Origin of the sequence: Bradyrhizobium sp. AZCC 2230, from assembly GCF_036924495.1 — a bacterium.
GTDB lineage: Bacteria > Pseudomonadota > Alphaproteobacteria > Rhizobiales > Xanthobacteraceae > Bradyrhizobium > Bradyrhizobium rifense.
The window spans coordinates 3408106-3420559 of the sequence record NZ_JAZHRS010000001.1 but is presented as its reverse complement, the minus strand read 5'-3'; the positions used below and the strand labels follow the sequence as shown (position 1 = coordinate 3420559).

At 58.0% G+C, this 12454-nt stretch carries 10 protein-coding genes and 2 pseudogenes; 8 read left to right on the top strand and 4 right to left on the bottom strand.

From position 1 onward, the window contains the following. Positions 1-131: 131 nt before the first annotated feature. On the top strand, positions 132-1043 hold the full coding sequence (locus tag V1280_RS16455; RefSeq protein ID WP_334525882.1) for a MurR/RpiR family transcriptional regulator: 912 nt from the start codon (positions 132-134) through the stop codon (positions 1041-1043). Here the strand turns inward: V1280_RS16455 and V1280_RS16450 are convergent. The 3 genes from V1280_RS16450 to V1280_RS16440 are packed head-to-tail and all read right to left on the bottom strand — an operon-like array spanning position 1040 to position 4352. Further along, positions 1040-2056 carry an Ldh family oxidoreductase gene (locus V1280_RS16450; RefSeq protein ID WP_334525879.1) on the bottom strand — a complete coding sequence of 339 codons (1017 nt, stop codon included), beginning with the start codon at positions 2054-2056 and terminating at the stop codon, positions 1040-1042. The two genes, V1280_RS16455 and V1280_RS16450, sit on opposite strands and share 4 nt — an antisense overlap. 28 nt (positions 2057-2084) lie before the next feature. After that, a complete protein-coding gene (locus tag V1280_RS16445; protein WP_334525876.1) occupies positions 2085-3086 on the bottom strand; it encodes a 4-hydroxyproline epimerase in 1002 nt (333 codons plus the stop codon). A gap of 15 nt (positions 3087-3101) precedes the next feature. After that, positions 3102-4352, bottom strand: coding sequence for an NAD(P)/FAD-dependent oxidoreductase (locus V1280_RS16440; protein WP_334525873.1), 1251 nt, complete (start codon positions 4350-4352; stop codon positions 3102-3104). A gap of 219 nt (positions 4353-4571) precedes the next feature. On the opposite strand from V1280_RS16440, the gene V1280_RS16435 reads away from it, so the two are divergent. Genes V1280_RS16435 through V1280_RS16420 form a run of 4 tightly spaced genes read left to right on the top strand, consistent with a single transcriptional unit; the run spans position 4572 to position 7509 of the window. Continuing rightward, a complete protein-coding gene (locus tag V1280_RS16435) occupies positions 4572-5405 on the top strand; it encodes an ABC transporter substrate-binding protein (protein ID WP_334525871.1) in 834 nt (277 codons plus the stop codon). A gap of 58 nt (positions 5406-5463) precedes the next feature. Further along, positions 5464-6126, top strand: coding sequence for an amino acid ABC transporter permease (locus V1280_RS16430; protein WP_334525868.1), 663 nt, complete (start codon positions 5464-5466; stop codon positions 6124-6126). Between the two features lie 5 nt (positions 6127-6131). Next, positions 6132-6791, top strand: coding sequence for an amino acid ABC transporter permease (locus V1280_RS16425; protein ID WP_334525864.1), 660 nt, complete (start codon positions 6132-6134; stop codon positions 6789-6791). Then, positions 6784-7509 (top strand): amino acid ABC transporter ATP-binding protein, encoded by a 726-nt coding sequence (locus V1280_RS16420; RefSeq protein WP_334525861.1) that lies wholly within the window; start codon positions 6784-6786, stop codon positions 7507-7509. Before V1280_RS16425 ends, V1280_RS16420 begins: the two co-directional genes overlap by 8 nt. A 79-nt stretch (positions 7510-7588) precedes the next feature. On the opposite strand, the gene V1280_RS16415 is transcribed toward V1280_RS16420, so the two are convergent. Then, positions 7589-8299, bottom strand: coding sequence for a GntR family transcriptional regulator (locus tag V1280_RS16415; RefSeq protein ID WP_334525857.1), 711 nt, complete (start codon positions 8297-8299; stop codon positions 7589-7591). A gap of 134 nt (positions 8300-8433) precedes the next feature. Between V1280_RS16415 and V1280_RS16410 the strand changes: the two genes are divergently transcribed. From V1280_RS16410 to V1280_RS16400, 3 genes and pseudogenes are all read left to right on the top strand, one after another. Next, positions 8434-9345: a dihydrodipicolinate synthase family protein gene (locus V1280_RS16410; RefSeq protein ID WP_334525855.1), complete on the top strand. Its 912-nt coding sequence runs from the start codon at positions 8434-8436 to the stop codon at positions 9343-9345. Positions 9346-9565: 220 nt separating this feature from the next. Beyond that, positions 9566-11041, top strand: a pseudogene (locus V1280_RS16405) (aldehyde dehydrogenase (NADP(+))); the annotation flags it as partial. Between the two features lie 627 nt (positions 11042-11668). Next, positions 11669-12133 (top strand): annotated as a pseudogene (locus V1280_RS16400) ((2Fe-2S)-binding protein). Positions 12134-12454 lie beyond the last annotated feature (321 nt).

Here is a 12454-nt window from a genome sequence, read left to right as displayed (position 1 = left end):
TCAGAGTTTTGGCCCCTCGACCTGCCGCTTCGTCGATTCTGCAAAGTTCTTTGCAAGAAAGGGGGCGCCGGTATTTATTTTCGGCTGGGGTAGTATGCCATCTGCAAGAATAATTGCAATATGACTCACGGATGACAAAAGATACAAAAATCGTTGCAAGACCGGAGCTGCATGGGCGGCCGGTTGAGGATTGGCTTCGCGCGCTCGCTGCCAACAAGGTTCCGTCGAAAGCCGTTCATCACGTTTTGGACGCAGTCATTACCAATCCAGAGCTTGCATCCTATGCCTCCACCTCTGAGATGGCGGGGGCTTCGGGCGTCAATGTCGCCACCGTTACGCGAAGTGCTCAATCTTTCGGATTCTCGGGCTGGCCGGAATGGCGTCAGGAGATCCGCGCTCGTTATCTCGGCCTATTGAGCGCACCCGAGCTTGCGGTTGTTCACGATGCTTCATCAACACAGGCGCCCTTTGACGCGACGATCGGAAAGCATATTGAGCACCTGACTGCAATGAAGCGGGCGATCGATCGATCGATCATCTTGGATTTTGCAAAAGTCATCTCTTCAGCGAAGCGGCGCCTTATTGTTGCGTCGGGAAGCTTTGCCGCAGTCGGAAGAACGTTAGCTCACCATGCAGGAGTGGCTGGCTATCGATGCGAGGTTTTGGACGATACAGTCGTCCTGACCAACGCACTCGCTGACCTAACAGACAGAGATGTCCTCATTCCGATAACGTTTTGGCGATTGTACAACTCATCCATCGCTGCTGCACGCGAAGCAAAGCGTCGAGGTGCGCCGGTTTATCTGATCTCGGACCAATTGGTATCGCCGATCGCTGAATTCGCGGACCGGATCTTGGTGGTCCCATCTGAAGGTGCCTCGTTCTTTCCTTCGATCGTTCCCAGCCTATCGATCGTCGAGAGTGTGTGCGCTCAACTTGTGAAGCTGGACGCAGAGAGAAGCGCGAAAGCAATCGCTGCTGCAGAGAAGCAGTGGCAGGAGTTTGATCTCCTGCACTTCAATTCCCCGAAGTTTCAACCCTAGAGCAAGGCAACGAGATCTTGGTGGAGCGAGCGCGGGATTAACACGCCGTCAGTAATGCTTCGCTCCCGGTTTTCGTATCGTCGTTGTGAGGACAGGCGCGCTCCCTGTGTCGTGATAGCCTCGAACAGAGACTCCGCTCTGCGAATATGGTGGTTGGTCGAAACGCCTAGGAATCCGACTGGATCGATGGCGACGATCAGCTCCCCTCCGAGCGGAGACGACTTCCGCCCCGCGTCGGCCGCCAACGATTCCGCGCTCGTCATGTCGCCGATCAGCGGCCCTGCCAGCAACTCAACCATGACAGCCAGTGCGGAGCCTTTGTGTCCGCCGAAGGCGAGCATGGCGCCGGCCAGCGCGTCACCGGCGTTCGTTGTCGGGCGTCCATGGGTGTCGAGGCCCCAGCCGATCGGAATGGGTTTCCCGGCACGATGGTGCAGTTCGATCTCACCACGCGCGACCGCGCTCGTAGCGAAATCGAAAACGAAAGGCGGACCGTCTGGACGGGGCCAGGCGAAGGCAATTGGATTGGTTCCAAAGACGGGCTTCGTGCCCCCGGCTGGCGCGACCCATGCGTGGCTTGGCGTGCAGGCGAGGGCGACGAGACCTAGATCTGCCAGGCGCTCGACTTCCGGCCACAGCGCTGCGAAATGAACACAGTTATTGATCGCCAGCGCGGCGATACCTGTTTGCTTTGCATTCTCGACGAGCGTGGGAAGCCCCATTTCGAAGGCAAGCTGGGCGTATCCGCCCTTAGCGTCGACCCGTGTCATCGACCGCGCGGTGTTCGAGACCTCCGGAACGGCTTCCCGGATCACATTCCCGCTGGCGAGCGTCCGCGCGCAGACGATCAGACGGTACACTCCGTGTGAGGTGCAGCCGTCGCGTTCGCTCGCCACGATCGTCTCGGCGACGGCAGCTACATGGTCGGACGCGAGGCCGTAATGCGACAGGATGCGCCTGGCAAGGTCGCGAACCTCGTCAAGCGACATGCGAATGGCGTCGGTTTGGCTCATGGTGCTTTCGATCAACTGAAGATGCTGTTCAGGCCAACTGGAAGCCATGCGCGAGCGGGTCACGATCGTCTACGTAGATTGTATTGTGGCCAATCACGCGGGCCCAACCTGCAACGCTTGGCAGGATTGCCGGCTTTGTGCCGACTGTGGTCTCGCCTTCGACGCGACAGTTGAACATGGTGCCGATGATACTTTCATGGACAAAACGGTCACCAACGGCCAATCGCCGACGCGCCACGAGTTGGGCCATGCGAGCCGATGAGCCCGTTCCACATGGCGATCTGTCAATAGCGTTGTCTCCGTAGAAGACGGCGTTGCGCGCGTCTGCTTTTGGCGATTTTGGCTTGTCGCACCACATGACGTGGCTGACGCTGCGGATGCGCTCGTCCTCCGGGTGTACGGGCGCCAGAGCACGCTCCGCGGCGGCGCGCACCAACGGACTCAAGCGCTTGATTTCGTCAGCCGACATTCCATCAAGGCCCGACCAGTTGGCTTGAGGTTCAATGATCACGTAGAAGTTTCCGCCGTAGGATAGGTCAACGACTATTGAACCCAGGCCGGGTACGTTCAGGGTGACGTCTTGTGCGTGAAGGTAACTGGGCACATTGAAGAGCCTGACCTCCTCGACGTACTGTCCGTTCTTGAGGTATTCGATCGCCACGCGGCCGGCTGGCGCTTCGATCGCCAGGCGTCCTTCTTCCTTCGGAACGACGAGGCCTTCTTCGATCGCTGCGGTTATCGTTCCGATCGTGCCATGGCCACACATCGGCAGACAGCCGCTGACTTCGATGAAGAGCACGCCAATGTCGCAATCATCGCGAGACGAGGGATACAGGATCGTTCCGGACATGACATCGTGTCCGCGCGGTTCAAACATGAGCGCGCGCCGGATCCAATCATAGTCCCTGACAAAGATCTGACGCTTCTCGGCCATCGAAACCGCGGGCAGGAGCGGACCGCCGCCCGCGACGACACGAACCGGGTTTCCGCAGGCGTGAGCGTCGATGCAGAAGAACGTATGGCGCGTCATGGCGTAACTCTTGGCTCAGTTGAAGCGAGATATGGAATAAGCAGAGAGATCGATCGAATCAGGGCGCCCTTTGATCAAATCTGCGACGATTCGACCCGTTGTGGCGGCTTGAGTTAGGCCGAGGTGCCCGTGGCCAAACGCATAGATCACGTTTGGACAATGCGGAGCTCGGCCGATCACCGGCAGGCTGTCCGGGGTCGCTGGTCGATGGCCCGCCCAGGCGGTCCCACCGCGCGGGTTGAGCTTGGGAAAGTAGCGCGAGGCCAATGAAACCAAAGCTTCGGCACGCTTGTAATTCGCGGCTGCATCGAGGCCACCGAACTCGGCCGCACCTCCGATGCGCAAGCCGATGCTGAGAGGCGTTGCAACGAACTTGCGCTCGGCGAAGATGATCTCACGGGAGATCTCTACGCCTGGCTCGGGCAAGGTCGTATTATAACCTCTCTCACTCTCGAGGAGCACACGGTCGCCAAGCGTCTGGGCGAGGATGCCCGACCAGGCACCAGCGGCGACCACGACAAAGTCGCCCGAGAATTCTCTTCCTTCTCCGCAGCGCACCGCCACTCTTTGTGAATCCTGGGCGACAAGGCTTCGGACCTCGCCCGTTAGGATCTGAACCCCTCTTTCGCGCATCAGCCACGAGCGCAACCCGTCAACGAGTGCCTTCGGGTCGTTGACATGCGACCATTGCGGCGTGAGGGTCGCGTTGGTTATGACCGGGCTGAGCGCTGGCTCGAGTTCGCGTGCTTCATCCCCCGATAGTGCTCGTACCTCTATGCCGTGACGGCGTTTGAAGCTCCACTCCTCGGCGTCGTTCCTGAAAGCCTTCTCGCTCTCGTAAACGGTGAGTGCGCCGCGGCGCTGTAGTTCTCCAGAAAGCCCGCACGCGTCCAGCATCGGTTCGAGATCATCGTAGACTCGGCTGTTCAAGGCTGAGAGCGCCGCCCCAATGCGCTCAACTTCTTCCCGGCGACCGGCGCGCGAAAAGGCCCAAAGCCAAGGTAGAAGTTTGAGAACGTGCACAGGGCGGACGGCTAGGGGGCCGAGCGGATCGAGCAGCCATCCTGGAATCTTGAGGGCGAGGCCGGGCACCGAAGCGGGGACGACCTCTGTCACTGCAATCCCGGCGGCATTTCCAAACGATGCCTTATCCCCGAGAGGGTCGCGATCCACCACGGTAACAGCCAGACCTTCGGCGGCGAGATGAAACGCCGTGGATAGCCCGACGATTCCGGCTCCGATCACGATTGCAGATTGCGCTGACACGGCCTCTCCTAATCCAATATTGTAGATTGGATCCATATAGGACGTCAAGATTATTCAAAGGCCGAGAATCTCTTAGCTTCAGGGGGGCAAAATGCCCCAAAGCTCCACGCCGGTCGTTCCTTGCTGCTTTCCACCTACTTGACAATTGTAGATTGGATCCATATCGTCATTATTGCCGGATTTGCCAATAGTTGTCTGCTTTTTCAGAGGGAGAGCCTGATGTCGCGTCAGAATTGGGGTCGAGGTGCGCTGGTATCTTTAATGCTCGCGGCATTTGCGGGTGGCTCCGCCGCCCATGCGCAGTCCGCGCTGGACAAGATCGTTCAATCGAAGACGCTGCGATGCGGGGTGCAACTCGATTATCCGCCCGCGGGCTTCCGCAACCAAAAGAATGAGCCTGACGGCTATGACGTCGCTTACTGCAAGGACATGGCCAAGGCCCTTGGCGCAACCGCGCAGATTATCGAGACGCCTTCCTCGGAGCGTATTCCTGCTCTGGTCTCGAACCGAATCGACGTCTTGATTGCATCTGCGTCGATCACCACCCAACGAGCGCTGACTGTGGCTTTTTCTCAACCTTATGTCAGCTACACGAATGTGGTCCTGACCCGCAACGACGCTGGTGTCGAAAAATTCGACGATATGAAGGGGCGGGCGATCGGCGGAGTAACGGGCACGACGACAGAACAGGAGCTCAAGTCTCTCTACAGTGCCTGGAAAGACGCGAAGGGCTCGTACACCGGTTACGGCTCCGAAGCGGAAAGCTATCTCGCGCTAACGCAGGGGAAGATCGACGGGATTATTCTTGGCAACGCTTCGGCGGGTGCTCTCGTCCGGAGCGGCCAGTTTCCCACCTTGGTGATCAAGGGCGAAGCGCCGACGCCGGCAGATCTTTGCGGCATCGCTGTCCGAAAAGACGACCGGGACCTTTTGAGCTGGGTGCGGGTGTTCGTCTGGTCACAGGTAAGGACGGGGCGCTACAAAGAACTCTATTTCCAATACTTTGGTGGCAGCGAATCTCCGTCGCTGAGCGTGCCGGGCGTGGACTTCTGATCGTAGTGGGGTGGATCGCTTCTCGAGCGCCACCTCATAGGTTTTTGGAGTCGGCGCGATGTTCAATTACACATTCTACTGGTCGATCGTCTGGGAGAAGTTTCCTGAGTTGCTTCAGGGAGCGCGGATCACGCTTGAGGTCACCATTCTTTCGATGATCTTCGGTACTGCGCTCGCTTTGCCGCTTTCGCTCTGGCGGCGTGCAAAGGAGGGCGTCGGGCACGCCTTTGCGACTGGCTGGGTCGAGCTGGCGCGAAACACGCCGGCGCTATTCCAAGTGTACATGGTCTATTTCGGCCTTGGATCTCTACACATACATCTGCCGAGCTATTTTGCGATGGTGGCGGCACTGACGTTCAACAACGCCGGTTATCTGGCAGAAACGTTTCGAGGTGGCTTGAATTCGGTGCCGCCACAGCAACTGTCGGCCGCGCGCTCCTTAGGTATGAGTGCATTTGCGGCATACGCGTATGTCGTCTTCCCTCAAGTCTTTCAAGTCGTTTTCTTTCCATACGTGAATCAACTGAACTGGGCGCTGTTGAACAGTTCGCTTGGAATGATCATCGGTCTACGCGAACTGACTGGAGCAACGCAGGCGGCGCAGTCGGAGTCATTCCGAACATTCGAATTCTTCATCGTCGCGGCCTGTATCTACTATGTCATGGCCAAAGCGATTGAAACGCTCGCCCAATTGGCGTCGTGGCGTCTGTTTGGGAGGTGAACGCGATGCAATTCCAGCTGCCGTATTCAGGACTCCAATGGTCGGATCTACCGTATGTCCTCTTGGGCGTCTGGAATACCCTCATCCTCACACTTGCCGCCGCTACGTTCGGTACCTTGATTGGCGTCGTGATCGGCTGGCTGAGGCAAGACGTGCCGGTCGCGCGGATTGTTCTTGCACCCTACGTTGACGTAACCCGCAGCGTTCCGTTAATAATCCAGTTCATTCTAGTCAACAGTTCCTTCGCGCTGGCTGGCATTCCGCTGGAGCCACTGTGGGTTGGGGTCATTGTCCTCAGTCTCTACATGGGTGTCCTGACCTCCGAACTGGTCAGAGCCGGGCTTGGCGCTGTGCGGTTTCAGTTGAAGTGGGCGAGTAGATCGCTCGGCATGAGCTATTGGCAGGAGCTTCGCTATGTCTCCGCTCCACTCGCTCTTCGAACTTTCTTCCCTGGTTGGATTGGGACTGTCATAGCGCTGACGAAGGATACGGCTCTGGTCAGTGTCGTCGGGTACGTCGAGCTTCTGCGCGCATCGCAAGTCTTGATCAATCGTACGAACGAAGCACTTCTCGTGCTCGCCGGTACCGGGCTGTTCTACTTCGCCATTTGCTACCCTATCTCACTTTACAGCCGCAGGCTCGAAAGGACCTTCCAGCATGATTGAGATTGAGAATGTTCGTAAATCGTTCGGTACGCTGGAGGTGCTCAAGGGTATCAATCTGTCGATCGAAAAAGGCGAAGTGCTGTGTCTCATCGGCGGCAGCGGGTCTGGAAAGTCGACGCTGCTGCAGTGTATCAACGGTCTTCAATCGATCCAGGGTGGTAACATCATCGTCGACGGAACCAACGTGCACGCCCGAGATACAAATCTGAACACCCTCAGGCAGAAGCTTGGGATTGTTTTCCAACAGTACAATGCTTTTCCTCATCTCACGGCTCTTGAGAACGTCGCGTTGGCGCCGCGCGTCGTCAAGAAGCAGTCACGCCGCGATGCGCGCGATTTGGCTCGCGAGCATCTGGACTATGTCGGGCTGGGCAGCAAAGCGGATATGAAACCGTCCGGGCTTTCGGGCGGGCAGCAACAACGGTTGGCCATTGCGCGAGCCTTGGCGATGAAGCCTGCTTACATGCTGTTCGACGAGGTAACATCGGCGCTGGATCCAGAACTCGTGGGCGAAGTCCTGGATACTCTACGCAAGCTCAAAGAGAGCGGGATGACCATGATCGTCGTCACCCACGACGTGGCCTTTGCTCGTGAATCCGGTGACCGCGTCGCGTTCTTCGACCAGGGGGTGATTTGCGAGTTAGGACCTGCGCGCCAGGTGATCAATGATCCGAAGGAAGAGCGGACCCGCCAGTTCCTGCAGCGCGTGCTACATTAAACCAAAGCCGATGGACTAAGATGCGCCCCGACGTGGGCTGGTCGCGTGAAGCAACCAGGCGTGGTGCCGAACGCCTTATTCAGGCTGATATCGAAGACGGCAACTTAGCGGCATCCAAGATATGTTTTCGGAGGTAGTCGACGGCGGTCGGATTTCGTTCTGTGCACAGGCTCAGAAGGTCGCGGTGCTCTCGTTCGGCTGCGGCGATCGCGCCGGTCATCACGAGTTGAACCCGAATGAAACGCTCTACTTGAATATTGATCCCTTCGAGAACTGACAGCGTCTCTGGCCTGTTCGCGGGCAAATACAGGCTCCTATGAAACTGCCAGTTCAACTTACCCCATTCGGCCGTGTCCCGGCGATGATATGCGCCCTCGAGCTGGTTGAGGAAATCCTGAGCCGCGGCAGCATCTGAAGGACCGAAGTGCGGTAGTGCGCGTGCAAGAATGTCGCATTCGAGCAGAGCACGCAGATCGAAGAGCTCGCTGACTTTTTCCTTCTTCATGGAGGTCACGATCGCGCCCTTGTGGGTCTTAAGCGCGACTAAGCCCTGCCCCTCCAGTTGCCGAAGCGCTTCGCGCACGGGCATGCGGCTCACTTCGTATTCCTCCGCAATGGCCTCTTGAACGATCGGGTCGCCGTCCTTGAACTCGCCGTTGAGAATTCTCTCGCGCAGCTCAACGGCGATCGCATCGGGCAAACTCTGTCGAGCGATAGGATTCACCGATCGCGCTTCGCGGGTAGTCACTTTCATTACCTTCCGTTCTGAGCCCTCGCTGGCTGAATCCATAAAACAGGATCCATGGCCGCTTTCGGAATCACTGCCTCGAAACCTTAGCCTACCTCGTCGTTGGAAGGAAGTAGACATGTAATATAAACTACTGTAGATTGGATCCAGTCTACTTGTTACAGGAGATGGATCTCATGACGAAGAAATGGACCGGCGTTTTTCCGGCGGTCACCACCAAAATGACCCAAGATGGCAACGTGGATCTAACGGCTACTCAGTCGAGCATCGACAGACTGATCAAGGCTGGGGTTTCAGGCGTGATCGTTCTGCCAATGCTTGGCGAAAATGCATCGCTCACGCTCGCCGAACGTGAGTCCGTCATCCACGCGGCCTCCGAAGTGACGAAAGGCAAAGTGCCACTGCTGTCTGGTCTGGCTGAAACGAATCTGAGCGCCGCCAAGGCCAATGCAAAGTTGTATGAGACGGTCGGCGCGCAGGGGCTGATGGTCTTCCCAAGCCTCGGCTACAAAACGGACGATCGCGAGACGGCGGAGTGGTACAAGGGCATCGCCAGCGCCTCGTCGTTGCCCATCATGATCTACAACAACCCGATCACCTACGGGGTTGATGTAACGCCGGCCGTATTGAAACAGCTCGTCGATACGCCTGAGATCGTATGCGTGAAGGAAGAGACCGGCGACATCCGTCGCGTCACTGATACGTACATCGAACTCGGCGATCGATTCAGCGTTTTCTGCGGCGTCGATGATCTCATTGTCGAAAGTTCTTCGCTTGGCGTAACGGGCTGGGTATCCGGCATGACGAACGTCTGGCCGGCCGAATGTGTCGAGATCTTTAACCTGTGCGCTCAGGAGAAATTCGCAGAAGCGCGGAAGCTCTACCACATTCTGACGCCGTCCTTCCATCTCGATACTCACGTGAAGCTGGTCCAGTACATCAAGCTCGCCGAGAACCTTGTCTACGGCGCTCCCGAATGGACGCGCGCCCCTCGGATGCCGCTTGTTGGCCCCGAACGTGAACACGTTGTGACCACCGTGAATGCAGCGATCACTGCTCTGGATCGCCGCGACCGGAAGGCCGCTTGATCCTTTTAGCGTCTGATTATTCTCAGGCTCCGGCAGCAATTTGTCGGGGCCTGCGTGCGATCGGTGAGTTGGTAGATTTGGGAGAGGCAAGCTGGCGCAGCGGCCGCCGCCTCAATCAAACAATCCTCCCGGAACTGATCGAGTCAGTCGTCCAGCTCGTTGATGTCAGCGACTGTGGACGGGCCCTCCGCAGACATTTTGTACTGGAGCGTTTGTTTACATTATGATCTCTGGAAATCTCTTGATCGGCGGCAGCGTAAGGCGCGGCATTAACGGAGCGTTCTTTGGTTTGGACGCAGCTACCGGCGAGCCGCTGGAGGGATCGTTTGGCGGCGCGACGATTGCGGACCTGGAAGACGCCGCGGCTCTGGCTTGGCAGGCTTTCGGAATCTATCGGCAAACCTCGCTTCACTTGAGAAGCCGCTTTCTTTCGAAAATGGCAGACGAGATCGCGGAGCTCGGCGAAGACTTGATCTCGCGTTGCATGGCGGAAACCGCGCTGCCCCGGGCGAGAGTCGAAAGTGAAAGGGCACGAACGGTTGGCCAACTCCGGCTCTTTGCGGCGGTCGTTCGTGACGGGTCATTTCTAGAGGCGCGTATCGATCCGGGCCTGCCTGACCGCAAACCGTCGCCGCGGCCGGACTTAAGGCTCATGAAGGCGCCACTCGGACCCGTAGCGGTCTTTGGAGCATCCAATTTCCCGCTCGCATTTTCAGTGGCGGGAGGTGATACGTCATCGGCCCTGGCGGCCGGCTGCCCCGTGATCGTCAAAGCACATTCGGCTCATCCCGGCACCTCTGAACTGGTTGGCCTGGCGGTGCAGCGCGCGGTCCGAGCCTGCGATCTTCCTGAAGGCGTCTTTTCCCTCATATACGATAGCGGCAACGACATCAGTCAGGCGCTCGTCGCCCATTCCAAAATTCGTGCCGTCGGTTTTACCGGATCGCGTAGCGGCGGGACGACTTTCATGAAGATCGCAGCCGCTCGCAATCAGCCCATTCCGGTTTATGCCGAGATGAGTTCGATCAATCCCGTGATCCTTTTCCCCGTAGCCTTGGCCCGACGAGGGGCCGCAATCGGGCGCGCCTTCGCAAGTTCGCTCACTCTTGGGGCCGGCCAATTCTGCACGGGTCCGGGACTGATCTTGGCCGAACAAGGCAACGGACTTGAAGAGTTTATCCGCGGCGCTACAGACGCATTGTCCGGCATGCCTGCTGCGACGATGCTCACCGATAGAATCCGCAAGAGCTACGGCTGGGCTGTCGAGCGGCGCACTGCTCGCCTTGATGTCGAACTGCTCGCACAAGGATTGCCTGCATCAGGACGGGCGGCTCAGTCGGTCGTGTTTTCCACTGACGCGAAAACGTTCTTGGCAAGCGTCGATCTACAGGACGAAATATTTGGAGCGGCATCGCTCGTCGTTCGCTGTACCGATCAAGGCGAGCTTGCAAAGGTCGTTCATAGCCTTGAGGGGCAATTGACGATCGCGATTCATATCGATCCCGAGGACCACGATTCTGCACGTAAGATGCTCCCGGCGCTTGAAGGGCTGGCAGGCCGAATACTCGTGAACGGGTTCGGCACCGGGGTCGAGGTTGCTCACGCCATGGTCCACGGGGGACCTTATCCCGCCACGTCGGACGGACGCTCTACCTCTGTTGGTTCACTCGCGATCGAGCGCTTCCTTCGATCGATCTGATACCAAGACACCCCGGACGATCTGCTGCCTCAAGTGTTGAGGGATCAGAATCCTGAATCCATCCGTCGAATGGAAAGCGGCATATTTGTTTGAGATCAGATTGAATCCCATCGTTTAACTTAGGAGAGGCATCATGTCTTGGTCAGCGCGTGGCGCGCTCGCTGCGGTTATACTGCCTGCTCCATCAGCGGCGTTCGCCTCGAACAAGCGACGCGCGCGATCTTACCTTTCATCGGCGTCCTATTGTTTGACCTGGCGCTGGTCTCGATCTTTCCCGAGATCGCGCTCATGCTCCCGAACCGGATGCACTAAAGGGCACAATCGGCTTCGTCGCCAAATTCACACGACAATTATGTGCCGTGCTTCGCCCGACTCGCCTCAGATGGGCGTCGTTTCGACAAGCTGAGGATTCAGCTTGTCGAAATGTCTCATTCAGCATTCCGTGACCGCCGCAGACCACCTGATTCGGTCAAACGTCTAGATCGGTCTGAGCGTAGTTAAGGAAATATGCAGTGAAGACCGTCGCCCCCAAGATATGCAAACGCGTTGGCCAGTTGCTCATCGCTCCAGCCGGACGCTCCAGTAAATCCTGCGTCCGGCCCGGCGCAGGTCGGCAGGTAGAAGATGTCATACCGAATTACCGTCAACGACGAGCCCCATGCGGTGACCACCGCTCCAGAGACTCCGCTGTTGTACGTGTTGCGAAACGATCTCGGGCTAAATGGTCCCAAGTTCGGTTGTGGCTTGGGGCAATGTGGTGCCTGAGCCGCTATGGTCGGCGGAAAGCTCGTAAGGACCTGCTCGATTGCCCTACAGGATGTCGGAGACGACCACGTCGTCACGCTCGAGGGCTTGGGAACAGTTCAAAAGCCGCACCCTTTACAGAAGGCGTTCATCGAGGAGCAAGCCGCTCAGTGCGGTTACTGTTCAAACGGCATGATCAAGGCGGCAAAAGCCCTGCTGGATCGAAATCCAAATCCGAGTGACGGCGAAATCAAGGATGCCCTCGCGGACCAGCTTTGCCGCTGCGGCACCCACAACCGGATCGTGCGCGCTGTTCGCCGTGCTGCAGCGGACTCGGCGCGATGAGCAGCGCGAGGTTATCTCGCAGGTATTTTGGCAGTCGCGTGGTGTCGTGCTCTCGACCTCTGTGCTGCCATCCCCGCCGTTATTCGGGCAGGCGCCCGCCGTCGATCATCTTGATGGACCGGAACGAACCGTCCTTGGGCGCCGGTGAAGGTTCTCTTCCTCCGACGTCAGCGGCATTGGCCAATGCTTTCGCCCGTGCAACTGGACGCCGCATACGCGAGCAGCCCATGACGCCCGAACGCGTGAAGGCCTCGCTCGCCTGATCGGCGGAGCGACTATCGAAAGCCAATTCCATTTCACATGCTGGCCAGCGCATCGTCA